We start from the raw sequence: 17,042 nt of genomic DNA, 5'->3' as shown, positions 1-17,042 counted from the left end.
TTCACGCTCCCTCTGATATCTTCACAGCCCGTCCCTCCACAGAGAGACGGCCTTCACAAAACAGTGAGACGGCACGGGGCAGAATCTGCCATTCGGCCTGCTCCATTACCCGACGCTGAAGGCTCTCAGGAGTATCGTCCTCCCGGATCTCAACGGCTTTCTGCAGAACAATGGGACCGCCGTCGGGCTCTTCGTTGACAAAATGTACCGTGGCGCCTGTGACCTTGACGCCGTAGGCCAATGCAGCTTCATGCACATGCAGGCCGTAATATCCCGCTCCGCAGAAGGAGGGGATAAGAGCCGGATGGACATTGAGAATGGCGTTCGGATAGGCCTGCACCATCTCTTCGGTCAGAATGTGCATGAAGCCTGCCAATACCACAAGTCCAATGTCCAGTTCCCGGAGCTTGGCCACCAGAGCACAGGTCATTTCCCGGTTGGACGCATATTCTTTCCGGGCTACCACATAGCCTGGAATCCCAGCTTGGGCAGCCCGCTCCAGCGCATAGGCGTCAGGACGCGAGGACAAAACGGCGGCCAGGACGCCATTTTTTAGTTCGCCCCTATTCTGGGCATCAATGAGAGCCTGGAGGTTCGTACCTCCTCCTGAGACCAGAACCGCAATCCGGATCATACCAGCTCCACTCCCGCTTCGCCCTTGATCACATCACCGATGACATAGGACTGCTCGCCGGCACGGGTCAGGATATCCAGAGCATGTCCGATCTGATCTTTGGGAATGGCAATAACCAGACCAATACCCATATTAAATGTGTTGTACATGTCACGCTGAGGAATATCACCCGAGCGCTGAATAATCTCAAAGATGGGAGGCACAGGGAAGGATGCCTTCCGAATGCGGGCGGTGAGGCCCTCCTTCATCATGCGGGGCACATTCTCATACAGACCGCCGCCAGTGATGTGGCTCACGGCTTTGACATCTACGCCGTGCTGACGCAAGCAGCGGATGGCACGTACATAGATGTGAGTAGGACGCAGAAGTTCCTCACCCAACGTGTGACCCAGCTCAGAAATTCGAATCTCTAATGCTTTGCGGTTATCCAGCCCCAACACTTTACGGACCAGGGAAAAACCGTTGGAGTGCACACCGTTGGAGCTCAGACCGATGAGCAGATCGCCCTCCTGAAGGGTAGAGCCATCGATCATCTTGGCCTCGTCCACCAGACCCACGGAGAAACCGGCCAGGTCATATTCGTCTTCGGGATAGAATCCGGGCATCTCAGCGGTCTCCCCGCCAATGAGGGCGCACCCGGCCTGACGGCAGCCTTCCGTAACACCGGAAACAATGGACTCAATACGGCTGGGGACGTTTTTGCCTACCGCCAGATAGTCCAGGAAGAACATGGGCATAGCGCCAGAGCAAATAATATCATTAACACACATGGCGACACAATCGATACCCACAGTGTCATGCTTATCCATAAGGAAGGCAATCTTGAGCTTCGTGCCTACACCGTCGGTACCGGAGACCAGCACGGGCTTTTGCATACCGGCCGTGTCAGGGGCAAACAGGCCGCCAAAGCCACCTAGTGTACCCATAACGCCGGGGATATAAGTGGACTCCACCAGAGGTTTGATACGGTTAACGGCCTCATATCCGGCAGTGACATCGACGCCGGCAGCTGCGTAGGATTCGGAGTGAGAGTTATTCATAGTGCTATTTATTCCTTTCCGGTCCAGCAATACGTGCAGATTTTCTCTTTGTCAATACCGATGGCCTCCAGGAGACCGTCCAGGGACTGATAGCCCAAGGAGTCAAAACCCAACTTCTCACAGATGGACTTGAGCATACACTGACCCCGCTGAGTGGAAGCATCAGCATATTCCTCCAGATGCTGTTGCCCTTCGTCACCTTCCAGCTCCTGAATGGTGCGGCGGGCCAGCAGTTCCATATCGGAGTTACTGCGGGAAAAGTTCAGATACTTGCAGCCATACATAACGGGAGGGCAAGCGGAACGCATATGTACCTCTTCCGCACCGGACTCGTAGAGAAATTCCACGGTCTCCCGCAGCTGAGTGCCGCGGACGATGGAGTCGTCTACAAACAGCAACTTTTTGCCCTCGATGAGTTCAGGCACAGGGATTTGTTTCATTTTAGCCACCTGGTTGCGAGCTTCCTGGTTGACCGGCATAAAAGAACGGGGCCAGGTGGGCGTATATTTGACAAAGGGACGAGCAAAGGGTTTGCCGCTGCGGTTGGCAAAACCAATGGCGTGGGGCACGCCTGAGTCGGGCACGCCGGCCACATAGTCTACCTTGGGCAGCTGACCCTTGCGAATCTCATCACGGGCCATGATCTCGCCGTTCCGGTAACGCATGACCTCTACATTAACTCCTTCGTAGTTGGAGTTGGGATAGCCATAGTAGGTCCACAGGAAGGCGCAGATCTTCATTTCCTCGCCAGCAGGGGAGAGCGTCTCCCAGCCGTCAGCATTAACCCGAACGATCTCACGCGGGCCCAGTTCGTAGGCATCGTGATAACCCAGCTTGTGATAGGCAAACGACTCAAAAGAGACGCAGCAGCCCTCCTCATTCTGCCCAATAAGGACCGGCAGCCGGCCCAATTTATCCCGTGCAGCCCAAATACCGTCTTCGTTCAGCAGCAGAATGGTAGCCGAACCGTCAATCTCATCCTGGGCGTGGCGGATACCGGAGACCAAGTCATCCTTTTGATTGATAAGCGCAGCGATAAGCTCGGTGGAATTGACTTTGCCCGAACTCATAGCCATGAACTGATGCCCGTGGTCCGAAAAGTAACGCTCGATGAGTTCTTCAGAATTGTTTATGATGCCTACGGTTGTGATGGCATACAGGCCCAGATGGGAACGGACCAGCAGCGGCTGTGGATCGGTATCGCTGATGCATCCGATGCCTGCGCAACCGTGAAATTCCCCCAGATCCTTGTCAAACTTGGTGCGAAAAGGGGTATTTTCGATGTTGTGGATCTGTCGCTGAAAACCATCTTTCTGGTCATAGACCGCCATGCCGCCCCGCTTGGTCCCCAGATGGGAGTGATAATCGGTGCCAAAAAACACATCGAGGACGCAATCCCGGCGGGAGACTGTGCCAAAGAAACCGCCCATGGATTACTTATCCCCCATCAGGCGGCGCATGACCTCCTCATAGGCCTCTTCTGCACCGCCCAGATCTCTGCGGAACCGGTCCTTGTCCAGCTTCTCATGCGTATTCTCATCCCACAGACGGCAGGTATCGGGGGAGATCTCATCGGCCAGCACAATGGTACCATCAGCGGTCTTGCCAAACTCAAGCTTGAAATCCACCAGATCGATTCCGATCTCCTTCATAAAGCCCTTGAGCAGATCGTTGATACGGAAGGAGTAGTCCTTGATGAGGCGCAGCTCATCACGGGTGGCCAGCTTCAGAGCGATGGCGTGATGGCCGTCCATCAGCGGGTCGCCCAGGTCGTCATTCTTATAAGACAGCTCGATGGTGGGTTCATCAAAAACGATGCCTTCCTCTACACCGTAGCGCTTGGCAAAAGAGCCGGCGGAGATATTGCGGATGATAACCTCCAGAGGTACGATGGTGACCTTCTTCACCGCGGTCTCACGATCATTGAGTTCCTCCACGTAATGAGTCGGTACGCCGGCGGCCTCCAAACGACGCATGAGGTTGTTGGTCATGCGGTTGTTGATGGCACCCTTACCTGCAATAGTGCCTTTTTTCAGACCATTAAAGGCGGTGGCGTCGTCTTTATAGGAGACGATAACTACATTGGGGTCGTCTGTGGCATAGACTTTCTTGGCTTTTCCCTCGTACAGCTGCTCTCTCTTTTCGTAAGACATGATTAAAACTCCTCTTTCTGGATTTTTTGATCTTTCAGTTCTACTTCCGCGGCCATTTGAGCTTTAAACTGGGCCAACCGGTCGGCCAGAACATCATCAGAAATCGCCAGCATCTGGGCGGCCAGAATGGCGGCGTTATCTGCTCCATCCACAGCTACACAGGCCACGGGAATTCCCTTGGGCATCTGGACCATGGAGAGAAGGGAGTCCAGGCCGCCCATCATGGAAGTCTTGATAGGCACCCCGATGACAGGCAGGGTAGTATAGGCAGCCAATACCCCTGCCAGGTGGGCAGCTTTTCCCGCGGCGGCAATGATGGCGCCGAAGCCCTTTTCCTTTGCCTGGGACGCAAAACGTTCCGCTGCGACGGGTGTCCGGTGCGCGGAGATGATGTGTACCTCTACGGGAATGCCGAAGGATTTGAGACGCGCAATGCAAGGACGCATGGTGTCCAGATCCGAGTCGGAACCCATAATAACAGCCACTGATTTGCTCATAGGACCCTCCTGTAGACCAAATATTTTTTAGCCATGGAAAAAATAAATCAGGGTATCCGGTAGTATGGATACCCTGATGTTATTTTCCCCTAAAATTGGGCAGGCGGGTGCCCATAATAATCCAGACCCCAGAACGCAGAATGTGCATCCGCATCACCCTGTGTACCTCCCCTGCCGCAAAAATATATATACAATATATCGGATTTCGACGCGCATTGCAAGGGTGTATTTGGAATTTCGTGCGCTTTCCACAAGGGGGGACAGGGGAAGAATCCGTCCGATTGTAGAGTGTGCGCCAGTGGAAGATCTGTGCTCAGCGCAGAGAACCGTCGGTGCCCACTACTACACAGTGCAGGGGAATGTCCCGGCCACTGTTCGCCACGGCGGTCTGGACAGCCCGCAGGATTCCACCACAGCAGGGGACCTCCATCCGTACCACAGCAACGCTGCGGACCTCATTTTGAGCCAGAATGGCAGTGAGCTTTTCGCTGTAGTCACCCTCGTCCAGCTTGGGACAGCCGATGAGTGTCACACGTCCCTGAATAAAATCACGGTGGAATGCGCCGTAGGCATATGCGGTACAGTCGGCAGCGATCAGCAAATCACAGCCTTGAAAATAGGGCGCATTGATAGGGGCCAGCTTGATTTGTACCGGCCATTGCCGCAGCTGGCTGGGGATCTCACCTGCAGAGACTACACCGTCATCTGTCCGCTGGATGGTGCGGCTCATACTGCCCGGGCAGCCGCAGGGCAGGGGAGCGGACTTGGCAGCTTTTGCGGCCATGACAGCAGCATGATCGTAAGCGGGGGCCTCTCGTTCTTCAAAGGTGATAGCCCCGGTCGGGCAGGCAGGCAGGCAATCGCCCAGTCCGTCGCAGTAGTCCTCCCGGGTAAGCCGGGCCTTTCCATCCACCATTTCAATGGCCCCTTCGTGGCAGGCGGCGGCGCACATACCGCAGCCATTACAGGCCGCCTCGTCAATGCGAATGATCCGTCGTTTCATAGAGCAGTTCCTCCTTTAACATCATTGGGCAGAGTATAACATGGGGAAAGAAAACAGTCTGTTGTTTGTACAACAAAAAAGCAGGACGCCGTAAAACGGCGTCCTGCTGAGTCGTACCGATCAATCACGCAGATATTGCTTTACCAATTCCTGTAGCAACTCGTCCCGGTCCAGCTTTCGGATCAAAGCGCGGGCGTTGTTATAATTGGTAATATAGGTGGGATCCTCTGAGAGGATGTACCCCACGATCTGGTTGATCGGATTATACCCTTTTTCCTGCAAAGACTGGTAGACAGAGGAAAGAATATCCTTAATCTCCGGATCCTTCTCATACTGAATACTAAATTTGCGGGTATAGTCCATTTCCATGCCTGGTACACCTCCCTGTATCATTCTGTTCCCTATTGTATCCGAAATCACTAGCTGTGTAAAGGGGAAAGATAAAATTTTAGGAAGAATTAAGATTCGACTATGTGAAAGGAAAGAGAAGCTTGTCAGAAGAGAGGGGAACATGCTGGACGATAGAGTTCAGATATGATATAGTAAGCCGTGTGTATCAGATGTGTTCGAACTGTATAAAGGGGGTATTTCAGATGGCACAGAGAACAAGTAAGAGACAAGGTGCAGACGACGATTACGCACTGGAGGCAGTGCCAGCCACAGCACGCAAGGGCTTTTGGAGCATGTTTGTGGTTATGATGGGCTTTACGTTTTTCTCTGCCAGTATGAGCGTAGGGGCCAAGCTGGGCAACGGTCTGGATTTTACCGGATTTATCTGGTCGGTGGTCATCGGCGGCATTATACTTGGAGCCTATACCGGAGGATTGGCCTATATTGGCTGTGACACCGGATTTACCCTGGACCTGTTGGCTCAGCGCTCCTTTGGTACAGCAGGCTCCAAATTGGCCTCGGTGCTGATTGCTTTCACACAAATCGGCTGGTTTGGCGTGGGCGTTGCTATGTTTGCTATTCCAGCTGCAGAGCTGTTGGGAATTAGTCCGGTCATCCTGGTAATCATTGCGGGCGCCTGCATGACCGCGTCGGCGTACTTTGGAATCAAAGCTTTGACCATCGTCAGCGCCATTTCCGTACCGCTGATCGCGGTGCTGGGGATCTATTCCATGGTTCTCTCCGGCATAGAAGGCGGTGGACTGGTAGCAATCTTTTCCAAGTCGGCAGGCAGCCTTTCCATTCTGGGAGGTGTGGGGCTGGTCATCGGCTCCTTTGTCAGCGGCGGTACGGCAACCCCCAATTTTGTCCGATTTGCCAAGAATAATACGGTAGCGGTTACCACCACAGTAATTGCTTTCTTCTTAGGAAATTCTCTGATGTTTGCCTTTGGTGCCGTTGGCGGCGCATTTACCGGCAAGGATGACATTTTTTACGTCATGATTGCCCAGGGACTGGCTATCCCAGCACTTATCGTATTGGGGGCCAATATCTGGACCACCAATAACAACGCGCTATACACCGGCGGCTTGGGACTGACCAATATTACCGGCCTGCGGCAGAAGCCCATGGTACTGGTCTCTGGTGTGGTGGGTACGGTAGCAGCTATCTGGCTGTATAACAATTTTGTGGGTTGGCTGAACTTTCTTAATGCCACACTGCCTCCGGTAGGCGCTATCGTCATGCTGGACTACGTGATGCACCGTAAGAACTACCGGGCTGGGGCAGCCCCTGCGCACAAGGTGCATTGGGGTTCCATTGTAGGAGTGGTTGCAGGCGCTATTGTAGGTAACTTCGTCACACTCGGCATCACCTCCATCAACGCTATGATCGCAGCCTGCATCTGCTATCTGTTGGCCGAATACCTCATCTATCGGAAAAAATAAAATCCAGTGAACAAGAAAGGCGGTATTGAATCATGCTGGTCCGAAATGTATTTCTGGAAAATGATACTCAGGCTACTGACATCCGGGTATTGGATGGTAAATTTGCCGAGATTGCACCCGGCCTTGCCCCAAAACCGGGGGAGGAAATCTATGATTGCTCCGGTTGGCTGGTACTGCCACCATTTATTGAGTCCCATGTCCATCTGGACACCTGCCTGACGGCGGGAGAGCCGGTGTGGAACCAATCCGGCACGCTGTTTGAGGGAATTCAGTGCTGGAGCCTGCGGAAAGAAACCCTGACCCGGCAGGATGTGCGGGAGCGGGTCTATCGGGCGGTACGGATGCAGGCTCAGAACGGTGTTCAGTTTGTGCGTACCCACGTGGATGTCACAGATCCTAAGCTCACCGCCATGGAGGCTATGCTGGAACTCCGGGAAGAGCTGCGGGATACCATTGATATTCAGGTGGTTGCCTTCCCACAGGAGGGGATCGACTCCTTCCCCAATGGCCGGCAGCTGTTGGAAGATGCCGTACGCATGGGCGCTGATGCGGTGGGCGCCATCCCTCACTTTGAGTTTACACGGGAATATGCGGTGGATTCCGTTAACTTCGCTGTAAAACTGGCGGAGAAGTATGACAAGCTGGTGGATGTCCACTGCGATGAGATCGATGATGAGCAGAGCCGCGGGCTGGAGGTACTGGCTGCCCGTGCTTACGAATCCGGCCTGAAGGACCGGGTGACTGCCAGCCACACCACTGCCATGCACTCTTATAACAACGCCTATGTGACCAAATTGATGCGTTTGCTGAAAATGAGTCAGATCAATTTTGTGTCCAATCCTCTGGTAAATACCCACCTGCAGGGGCGCATGGATACCTACCCCAAGCGTCGTGGCATCACCCGGGTCAAGGAACTGTTAGCAGCTGGGTGCAATGTATCGTTCGGACATGACGACATTTTTGACCCCTGGTATCCTTTGGGCACAGGCAATATGCGGGATGTGGTATTTATGGGCCTGCATGTCTGTCAAATGATGGGTTATCAGGAGATCATGGACTCCTATAAACTGGTGTCCACCAATGCGGCCCGGACCCTCCATCTGGGGGATTCCTATGGAATTAAGGAGGGCAACCCGGCCAATTTCATTGTGCTGGACGCGGACAACTTCTACAATGCTCTCAACCGCAAAAGCGAGGTTCTCTACTCCTTCCGGAAAGGGCGTGTTATTGCCAAGTCAAAGCCCGCAGTGCGCGAAGTTCTCTTTTGATTCAAGTTCAGCAAAAAAACGGCTCTCCGCTGTAGCGGAGAGCCGGTTTTTTGCTATTGTAGTGGATTACCGCAGGACGGCGCCCAGCTGGCTGGAGAGAGCCTCCAGCACCTTCTTTACGTCGGCGTCGGCCTCCTCACCGGTGAGGGAGCGGTCATCGGCCCGGAGCACCAGGTTGAAGGCTACGGACTTCTTGCCCTCATCCACGCCCTTGCCGCGGTAGATGTCGAACAGGGACACCTGCTTGATCAGCTTACCGCCGGCAGAGCGAATGCAGTCCTCCAGCTGGCCCACAGTGACCGTCTCCTCGCACACCACTGCAATGTCGCGGGTCAGGTTGGGGAACTTGGGCAGGGGGACATACTCAGGATCGGCACCCTTGGCCAGAGCCAGTTCATTCAGTTCCAGCTCAGCGCAGTACAGTTCGGCGTCTACACCATAGTTCTGGGCCACCAGGGGGTGGATCTGGCCCAGCACACCGATACGGTGCTCACCGGCGTATACCTCGGCCACCCGTCCGGGATGATAGGAAGGGTTAGGCACGCAGGGAACCTGGAAGCGGATGTTCTCGGCTCGCAGATCCTTCAGAATGGCCTCCACAGCGCCCTTCAAGGTGTAGAAATCCATGTTCTCGCCGTAGGCGCCCATGGACAGCACCTTGTTTTCCACCGCCAGGCCATCCTTACCGCCGGGCAGATAGGTGCGGCCTACCTCATACAGACGCACGTTCTGGTTGCGGTAGTTATAGTTGCGTGTCAGGATCTCCAGCATGGAGGGCAGCACGGTGGTGCGCATGATGGAAGTATCTTCACCCAGGGGGTTCAGGATCTTGAAGGACTGACGGCGGGGATCATCGGCAGCCCAGCGGATCTTGTCATAGCAAGTGGGGGAGATGAAGGAGTAGGTGATGATCTCATCATATCCCATGGCCCGGCACATGGAGCCCAGCTGCCGCTCCAGCAGTTCCTCCTTGCCGTAGCCGCCCAGGGTGGTCTGGCCGCGCATGAGAGTGCAGGGAATGTTGTTGTACCCGTGGAACCGGGCCACTTCCTCGGCCAGGTCGGCCATACCGATGACGTCGGCGCGCCAGGAGGGAACGGTGACCTGATCGCCCTCCACTTGGAAGTCCAGCTTCTTCAGGATGGCCACCATTTCGTCCTCGGCCACATCGGTGCCCAACAGGCCGTTGATGCGGTCGGGCTCCAGCTTGAGTACCCGAGGCTGGGGCACATAGTTAAGGATATCAATGGTGCCGTCCAGCACCTCGCCGGCCCCCAGCAGCTCGACCAGTTCGCAGGCACGATCCACAGCGGGCAGGGTGTTCATGGGATCCAGGCCCTTCTCGAACTTAGCGGAAGCCTCCGTACGCATGCCCAGGGCCAGGGCGCCCTTGCGGATACAGGTGCCGTCGAAGCAGGCGGACTCGAACACCACGTCGGTGGTGTCGGAGACGATCTCGCTGTTCTCGCCGCCCATGATGCCCGCCAGGCCCACGGCACGGTGCTCGTCGGCGATGACCAGGTGGTTAGCGTTGAGCTTGCGTACCTGGCCGTCCAGGGTGGTGAGTTCCTCACCCTCCTCGGCACGGCGTACAATGATCTTGCCGCCCTTCACGTAGCGGTAGTCAAAGGCATGCATGGGCTGACCGTATTCCAGCATCACATAGTTGGTGATGTCCACGATGTTGTTGATGGGACGCACGCCCATGGCGCGCAGCCGTTCCCGCATCCACTTGGGGGAGGGGGCAATCTTCACGTTGCGCACCATCCGAGCGGTGTAGCGGGGGCACAGATCAGCAGCGGGCGTCTCCACGTCCAGCAGCTCCATCAGGCTGCCCTCAGCTCCGCCCTTCACCACCGGCTGGTGGAGGGAGAGGGGAGCATCAAAGGTAGCGGCAGCCTCACGGGCCAGGCCGATCACGGACAGGCAGTCGGGCCGGTTGGGAGTAATCTCAAATTCCACCACGTGATCATCCAGTCCGATGACAGGCTTGATGTCATCGCCGGGCTTGCAGTCCTCGTTCAGCACAAAGATGCCGTCGGGGATGCAGTGGGGGAACTCAGCCTGCTGGGCATGGAGATCCTCCAGGGTACAGATGGAGTTGGACTTGGTGTTGTAGGCCACCAGATCCCCTTCGTGGAGGTTGGGGCAGGTGGTGGAAACGGCAGCAGTGCTGTCGCCGGTGTCCAGGGTTACATCATAGGCGGAATAGCCGGTGACGGCAACGGCGGTCACCTTGGCAGCAACCACGGGACCGTAGATCTTGTGGCCGGGCTGGATGTCAGCGGGAATGGAGGGCTTCTCCTTGTCCAGCGGCTTGTAGTCGCCCAGGATGACGGCGGGAACGATGGCGGCATAGGGGAAGTCCCGGGTATCCAGGCCCAGCTCAGAAAGACCGCAGAACATGCCGTTGGACACCACGCCCCGCAGCTTGCCTTTCTGAATCTTCACGCCGCCGGGGAGGGTGGACTTGTGGAGAGCCACCGGCATCAGGTCACCAGGATGGATGTTCCAGGCGCCAGTGACAATCTGGATGGGCTCATCCTGAGCCACATCCACCTGGCAGACCCACATGTGGTCGGAATCGGGATGCCGCTCCATGGACAGCAGTCGGCCCACCACCACGTTGGAGATCTCCTCCCCCAGGTCGTGGGTCAGCTCCACTTTGGAGCCGGAGAGGGTCATAGCCTCGGCAAATTCCTTGTCAGAGGCAGTTACAGTAACAAATTCATTCAGCCATTTTCTGCTCAGATTCATGGTTTCTCCACCCCTTTCTCAGAATTGCTCCAGGAACCGCACGTCGTTCTCAAAGATCAGCCGCAGATCGGCAATCTTGAACCGGCGCATGGCGGTGCGCTCCAGGCCGATGCCGAAGGCCCAGCCGGAGTACACGTTGGGGTCGATGCCGCTCATTTCCAGCACCCGGGGATGGATCATCCCAGCGCCCAGCAGCTCGATCCAGCCCTCACCCTTGCAGGTGGGGCAGCCCACACCGCCGCACTTGTGGCACTGTACGTCCATCTCGCAGGAGGGCTCGGTGAAGGGGAAGTGGTGAGGGCGGAACCGGGTCTTGGTGCCCTTGCCGTAGAGCTGCTCCACGACGGTGTTCAGGGTGCCCTTCAGGTCCGCCATGGTGACTCCCTTGTCAATGACCATGCCCTCCACCTGGTGGAACATGGGGGAGTGGGTAGCGTCCACCTCGTCCTTACGATACACCCGGCCGGGGGCGATGATGCGAATGGGCAGCTCCATGGTGTCCATAGCCCGCACCTGCATGGGAGAGGTCTGGGAGCGGAGCATCACCCGGCTGTCTTCATCAAAGTAGAAGGTGTCGCTCCAGTCGCGGGAGGGATGGCCCTCTTCCGCATTGAGCCGGTCAAAATTCAGCTCGGCCAGCTCCACTTCAGGGCCGTCCAGTACGGTGAATCCCATGCCGATAAAGATGTCCTTGATCTCGTCCAGGGCAATATACATAGGGTGGCGGTGTCCGTGCTCCACTGCCTTGCCGGGGACGGTGATGTCCAGAGCTTCAGCCTCCAGCCGGTCCTCCAGAGCTTTGGCCTCCAGTTCCTTGCCCTTGGTTTCCAGAGCACCCTCCAGGGCGGCGCGCACCTCGTTGGCCAGCTGGCCCATGACGGGCCGCTCCTCGGCGGACAGCTTACCCATCTGCTTAAGCACCGCGGTGAGCTCACCCTTTTTGCCCAAATATTTTACCCGCAGGGCATCCAGTTCCTGGGCATTCTGGGCTCCATCCAGAGCGGCCAATGCCTCTTGACGGATCTGTTCCAATGTTTCCTTCATATATCGCAGCTCCTTTGCTTTTTTGACATGAAAAAAGCCTTTCCTCCCAATTACTTGGGACGAAAGGCAAGCCTTCCGCGGTACCACCCGCAATTCCCGCATGTGGCGGGCGCTTTCGGCCCCGATAACGTGGGGCCATGCCGTCCCTGTCTCCAGGGCCGCTCCAGGACGAACCGACCGGGTCGTACCCCGCATCCGCTTTCAGCCGGTGACGGACGCTCTCTGCTGGGACGAAAACCGCTCTTTTTCCCTTCTTCGCATTGTATCTAAATTTATAACACAAACCGTAAAAAAGTGCAAGATGAAATTGACTCACTTCTTTCCCAAGCATATAATGAGAGCTGTTTCCAATGAATCGTTAGGAGAGTGGACTGGCATGAGAATTGCGACAGCGCAACAGATGCGAGAACTGGACCGTTTGACGATAGAGACCGGACGGCATACCGCGTTGGAACTGATGGAACGAGCTGCTGCTGCCCTGGCCGCGGCAGCAGTGGAACTGGCAGGCAAGCCAACAGGCCGGGCTGTGTGTTTCTGTGGGGCAGGCAACAACGGCGGAGACGGCGTGGGCTGTGCCCGGCTGCTGCTGGAGCGTGGATTTGAGGTGCGCTGTATCCTGGTAGGACAAAGAGAGAAAATGACTCACAGCACCCGTTCTATGGAGTTTCAGCTGATTTCAGCGGGGGGAAAATTGGAAGAATTTCAGCCGGATGATCCGGAGTTTGCCCGTTGGTGCCTAGAATGTGACGTGATGGTGGATGCGCTCTTTGGTATTGGTCTGAACACGGCGGTATGTGGGGATGCCCTTACGGCTGTCCACATGATGAATACCTGCGAAATCCCAGTATTGTCTGCTGATATCCCTAGTGGTGTGGAGGCGGATACCGGCCGGATTTTTGGTGCGGCGGTACATGCCAAGCGTACGGTGACCTTTACGCTCCCTAAAGCAGGGCACTACGTTGGAAAAGGCGGTTTGTGCACCGGGGAACTGACGGTGGCGGACATCGGGATTCCACGCGAGTTAGTGGACGCCCAGGAATATCCGGTCCAGAGCGTGGAGGCTGACGATATTCACCTGCCACACCGACAGCTGGATGCCCACAAGGGTGACTTTGGAAAAGTCTATATTCTGGGAGGCAGTGTGGGCTATACTGGTGCACCGGCCCTTGCTGCCAGAGCTGCAGTGCGTACCGGTACCGGACTGGTCAACCTGGGGCTTCCGGCCCCCGTGTGGCCCATTGTGGCGGCCAAACTGGACGAACCTATGCCTCATCCGCTGCCGGCGGGGAAGGACGGGCAGCTCTCGCTGGAGGCCGGGGAAGCCGCCCTGGCACAGATATCCAGCTGTGGGATCTGCCTGCTTGGACCGGGGCTTGGGCGCAGCAACAGCACTGCCGCTGTGGTGCGTCATTTGCTGCAAGAGATCCGTCTGCCGGTAGTTCTGGATGCCGACGGCATAAACGCGCTGGAGGGACATATAGATGTGTTGGACGCCCGTCAGGGCCTGCACACAGTGCTCACCCCCCATGACGGGGAATTTGCTCGCTTGGGTGGTGACCTGTCCGATGGTGACCGGCTGCGTGCAGCTCGGACATTTGCTATGGAGCACACCTGCTGCCTGGTCCTGAAGGGACACCGCACCATTACGGCATTCCCAGATGGGTCTGCCTACATCAATACCACCGGCAATCCTGGTATGGCTAAAGGGGGCAGCGGCGATGTGCTGTCTGGCATCATCCTATCCCTGCTGGGACAGGGATTTCCTGCCCGGCAGGCAGTGCCCATGGCGGTTTGGCTCCACGGCGCGGCAGGAGATGTTTGTGCCCAAGAGATCGGGGAGTACGGCATGACGCCCTCTGATCTTATTGATGCCTTACCTGCGGTCATCCGAAAGCATGTAGGATAGGAGGAAACCAAGTGCGCCACCGGATCGGGATGAGCGTACTAATGATGACCCTGTGCCTGGGCCTGTGCGCCTGTGCCCCAGCAGGGAGTGAAAACAAAGCGGAACAACTGGCGATGGAAATTCGCGGAGAATATCTATCCATGACGGAGTGCCAGTCCACAGTCGATATTACCGCCGACTATGGGCAGCGAGTGTATGAATACAGCGCGCAACTCACTTATACTTCGGGTGCGGAAATGGTGTTAACCCTTACCGCACCGGAGCTTGTGGCGGGTATTTCGGCTCGTATACAGGACGGCGAAACAACATTGGAGTATGACGGGATACGGGTAGAGACGGGGCCTCTGGATGAAGCGGGGCTAAGTCCGGTGGATGCGGTCCCAGCTCTGCTGGAATATATCAAGGGCGGCTTTATTGCTGAGTGCGGTATGGAGGAAACAGAGGAAGGCGGCGAACAGCTTCGTTTGATCTGCCGGGATCCGGAAGAAGAAGTGGGAAGCGGGCGGGAATGTTCCCTGTGGTTTGACCCGGACAGCCATGCGTTGCTGGGCGGAGAGATTTCTCAGGATGGGAACGTGATCGTTCGGTGCCAGTTCAACGCATTTCATTTTTCACTCCCGCAGGAGAATGCCGACCCTTGACAGATACCACAAAGCCGTGTACCATGGATAAAAACGGGCTGGGTGCGGCAACGCTGCCAGGGAAAGGAAGTAAATATGGATCAGGAGAAGGAATATTGGGAGGGCAAATCCTTTGCCTTTTTTACCAACAAAGCCTGCGAATATTATCCCTGTCACACGATGCCTGACGGAGAGGAGCTCAACTGTCTGTTTTGCTACTGTCCGCTTTACATGCTTGGGCGGGAGTGCGGTGGAAATTACCGGTATCTGCCCAGCGGCATCAAAGACTGCAGCAATTGCACCCTTCCACATCAGCGAAAAAGCTACGGCTATATCGCCAAATCGTTCCAGCGTATTGCGCAGACCATGGCGGAACGGGAACGGGAACAGGATCCCTCCGGAACGTGATGAGGATCAATAGGCGCCGGCCCCCGTAAAAATGCGGGGACCGGCGTTTTTATATGCCGGATTGGCAGATTACAAAGGATGAAAGCGAGGAATGAATATGTTGCTCTCTGCCGAACGGCTGACTAAGACTTACGGCATGCGGGTACTGTTGGATCAGGTCTGTTTTTATGTGGAGCGAGGAGATAAAATCGGAGTCATTGGGCTCAATGGTGCAGGAAAATCCACCTTGCTGCGCCTGTTGGCTGGGGTAGAAGAACCAGACGAAGGTACTGTGCGGCTGGACCCGAATGTGCGGCTGGAGTACTTGCCCCAAAATCCGGTGTTTCCCGCCGGACGCACGGTATTGGAGCAAGTTCTTCTGGGACTGAATGAAGCGGATCGTTCTTTAGCTGAGTATGAAGCCAGGACCATCCTCAATCAGTTGGGGGTAGTCCATTTTAACCAAGATGTGAGCGAACTCTCCGGCGGAGAGCGCCGCCGTGTAGCGCTGGCAGCGGTACTGGTGCGCCCCAGCGACATATTGATACTAGACGAGCCCACCAACCATCTGGACAACGATATGGTAAACTGGCTGGAGGATTATTTGAAAACCTGGAAAGGCGCACTGGTGATGGTCACTCACGACCGCTATTTTCTTGAACGGATTGTGAAGCGTATGGTGGAAGTCGAGGACGGTAGGCTTTTTACTTACGAGGGAAACTATGATAAATATCTGCAGCAGAAAGCGGCCCGATTGGAAAGCGAAAAGGCCAGCGAACGCAAACGTCAAGCCATTCTCCGTCGAGAGTACCAATGGGTAATGCAGGGCCCCACCGCCCGCGGGACCAAAAGCCGGGAACGGCTGGAACGATATGAGGCTCTGAAGTCCCAAACCGGTCCCGTGGAAAAAAACACCATGGAACTTTCCGCCCGGTCCAGCCGTCTAGGGAAAAAGACGGTGGAACTACGCCAGGTGGGAAAATGTTTTGGAGAGCGGACTGTGCTGCGGGAGTTTGACTGCATGCTTCTCCGGGACGACCGAATCGGCATCGTGGGTGCCAATGGCAGCGGCAAATCCACCCTTCTAAACCTGATCGCTGGAGAACTTCTCCCAGACAGCGGCGAGATTGAGGTAGGGGAGACGGTACGCATCGGCTATTTCCGGCAGGAAGTGCCCGATATGGATGGGGATATCCGGGTGATTGACTATGTAAAGGAAATCGGGAACCGGATTGAAACTCCGTCTGGAATGCTTACCGCTTCTCAACTGCTGGAACAGTTTCTCTTTCCGGCGGAGGTTCAATGGAGTCCCATCTGCAAACTTTCCGGCGGCGAAAAGCGGAGGCTTTATTTGCTGGCCGTGTTGGCTGCCGCACCCAATGTCCTGCTATTGGACGAGCCCACCAATGATTTGGATATCCAGACCCTGGCCGTGTTGGAAGACTATCTGGACTCCTTTCCGGGCGCGGTAGTAACCGTCTCCCATGACCGGTATTTCCTCGACCGGGTGGTGCGCCGGGTATTCGCTGTGGAGGCGGATGGACGGGTAAAGGGATACCCCGGAGGATATACGGAGTACCTGCAGACCCGCCGGGCAGAGGAACGCTCCAAGGTGGAAAAGGTTCCCTCGCCGGAGAAAAAGCCGGAGCGTTCCGCCCCTCGAAAGCTGAAATTCAGCTACAAGGAACAACGGGAGTTTGAGACCATTGACGCCGATATCGCCGCACTGGAGGCACAGCTGGCTCAAGTGACAGCTGCCCAGACCGCTCAGGCCACCGATTATGTGGCGCTTCAGGAACTACAGACAAAACAGGGAGAACTGGAGGCCGCACTGGAGGAGAAGATGGAGCGCTGGGTCTACCTCAACGACCTGGCCGATCAGATCGCCAAGCAATAAC

General features: G+C 56.0%; 15 protein-coding genes and 1 pseudogene. 6 read left to right on the top strand and 10 right to left on the bottom strand.

What is annotated here, in order from left to right:
- Position 1 precedes the first annotated feature (1 nt).
- From purN to WMO45_RS02045, 7 genes are all read right to left on the bottom strand, one after another.
- Complete coding sequence (purN, locus tag WMO45_RS02075) at positions 2–634, bottom strand: phosphoribosylglycinamide formyltransferase (RefSeq protein ID WP_349138994.1); 633 nt, start codon at positions 632–634, stop codon at positions 2–4.
- Positions 631–1,674: a phosphoribosylformylglycinamidine cyclo-ligase gene (gene purM / locus WMO45_RS02070; protein WP_349138993.1), complete on the bottom strand. Its 1,044-nt coding sequence runs from the start codon at positions 1,672–1,674 to the stop codon at positions 631–633. Before purM ends, purN begins: the two co-directional genes overlap by 4 nt.
- Before the next feature lie 8 nt (positions 1,675–1,682).
- A complete protein-coding gene (locus tag WMO45_RS02065; protein WP_349138992.1) occupies positions 1,683–3,104 on the bottom strand; it encodes an amidophosphoribosyltransferase in 1,422 nt (473 codons plus the stop codon).
- 3 nt (positions 3,105–3,107) lie between these two features.
- Positions 3,108–3,827, bottom strand: coding sequence for a phosphoribosylaminoimidazolesuccinocarboxamide synthase (purC, locus tag WMO45_RS02060; protein WP_349138991.1), 720 nt, complete (start codon positions 3,825–3,827; stop codon positions 3,108–3,110).
- 2 nt (positions 3,828–3,829) lie between these two features.
- A complete protein-coding gene (gene purE / locus WMO45_RS02055; protein ID WP_349138990.1) occupies positions 3,830–4,324 on the bottom strand; it encodes a 5-(carboxyamino)imidazole ribonucleotide mutase in 495 nt (164 codons plus the stop codon).
- A 313-nt stretch (positions 4,325–4,637) separates the two neighbouring features.
- The gene (locus WMO45_RS02050) at positions 4,638–5,327 is read right to left on the bottom strand and encodes an ATP-binding protein (RefSeq protein ID WP_349138989.1); all 690 of its coding nucleotides are present in this window, start codon (positions 5,325–5,327) and stop codon (positions 4,638–4,640) included.
- 120 nt (positions 5,328–5,447) lie between these two features.
- On the bottom strand, positions 5,448–5,696 hold the full coding sequence (locus WMO45_RS02045; protein WP_349138988.1) for an IreB family regulatory phosphoprotein: 249 nt from the start codon (positions 5,694–5,696) through the stop codon (positions 5,448–5,450).
- 224 nt (positions 5,697–5,920) lie between these two features.
- On the opposite strand from WMO45_RS02045, the gene codB reads away from it, so the two are divergent.
- Together codB and codA are read left to right on the top strand one after the other, a co-directional pair.
- Positions 5,921–7,162, top strand: coding sequence for a cytosine permease (codB, locus tag WMO45_RS02040; RefSeq protein ID WP_349138987.1), 1,242 nt, complete (start codon positions 5,921–5,923; stop codon positions 7,160–7,162).
- 32 nt (positions 7,163–7,194) lie between these two features.
- On the top strand, positions 7,195–8,430 hold the full coding sequence (gene codA, locus WMO45_RS02035) for a cytosine deaminase (protein ID WP_349138986.1): 1,236 nt from the start codon (positions 7,195–7,197) through the stop codon (positions 8,428–8,430).
- Positions 8,431–8,496: 66 nt separating this feature from the next.
- Here codA and pheT read toward each other — a convergent pair whose 3' ends face one another.
- The 3 genes and pseudogenes from pheT to pheS all read right to left on the bottom strand — a co-directional run bounded on the left by pheT (position 8,497) and on the right by pheS (position 12,231).
- A complete protein-coding gene (pheT, locus tag WMO45_RS02030) occupies positions 8,497–10,554 on the bottom strand; it encodes a phenylalanine--tRNA ligase subunit beta (protein WP_494337555.1) in 2,058 nt (685 codons plus the stop codon).
- Positions 10,555–10,695: 141 nt separating this feature from the next.
- Positions 10,696–11,187 (bottom strand): annotated as a pseudogene (locus WMO45_RS13690) (phenylalanine--tRNA ligase subunit beta); the annotation flags it as partial.
- A gap of 18 nt (positions 11,188–11,205) precedes the next feature.
- Positions 11,206–12,231 (bottom strand): phenylalanine--tRNA ligase subunit alpha, encoded by a 1,026-nt coding sequence (gene pheS, locus WMO45_RS02025; RefSeq protein ID WP_349138983.1) that lies wholly within the window; start codon positions 12,229–12,231, stop codon positions 11,206–11,208.
- A 376-nt stretch (positions 12,232–12,607) separates the two neighbouring features.
- Here pheS and WMO45_RS02020 point away from each other — a divergent pair, with 376 nt between their 5' ends.
- The 4 genes from WMO45_RS02020 to WMO45_RS02005 all read left to right on the top strand — a co-directional run bounded on the left by WMO45_RS02020 (position 12,608) and on the right by WMO45_RS02005 (position 17,041).
- Positions 12,608–14,137, top strand: coding sequence for an NAD(P)H-hydrate dehydratase (locus WMO45_RS02020; RefSeq protein WP_349138982.1), 1,530 nt, complete (start codon positions 12,608–12,610; stop codon positions 14,135–14,137).
- Positions 14,138–14,148: 11 nt separating this feature from the next.
- Entirely contained in the window at positions 14,149–14,778 is a 630-nt protein-coding gene (locus tag WMO45_RS02015; RefSeq protein ID WP_349138980.1) for a hypothetical protein, read from the top strand.
- A gap of 75 nt (positions 14,779–14,853) precedes the next feature.
- Positions 14,854–15,165 (top strand): cysteine-rich small domain-containing protein, encoded by a 312-nt coding sequence (locus WMO45_RS02010; protein WP_349138979.1) that lies wholly within the window; start codon positions 14,854–14,856, stop codon positions 15,163–15,165.
- A 97-nt stretch (positions 15,166–15,262) separates the two neighbouring features.
- Complete coding sequence (locus WMO45_RS02005) at positions 15,263–17,041, top strand: ABC-F family ATP-binding cassette domain-containing protein (protein ID WP_349139328.1); 1,779 nt, start codon at positions 15,263–15,265, stop codon at positions 17,039–17,041.
- Position 17,042 lies beyond the last annotated feature (1 nt).

The organism is Flavonifractor hominis (assembly GCF_040095835.1).
GTDB classification, from domain to species: domain Bacteria; phylum Bacillota; class Clostridia; order Oscillospirales; family Oscillospiraceae; genus Flavonifractor; species Flavonifractor hominis.
Note: the sequence above shows the minus strand (reverse complement) of the source record. Positions and strands in the feature narration are given on the sequence as shown.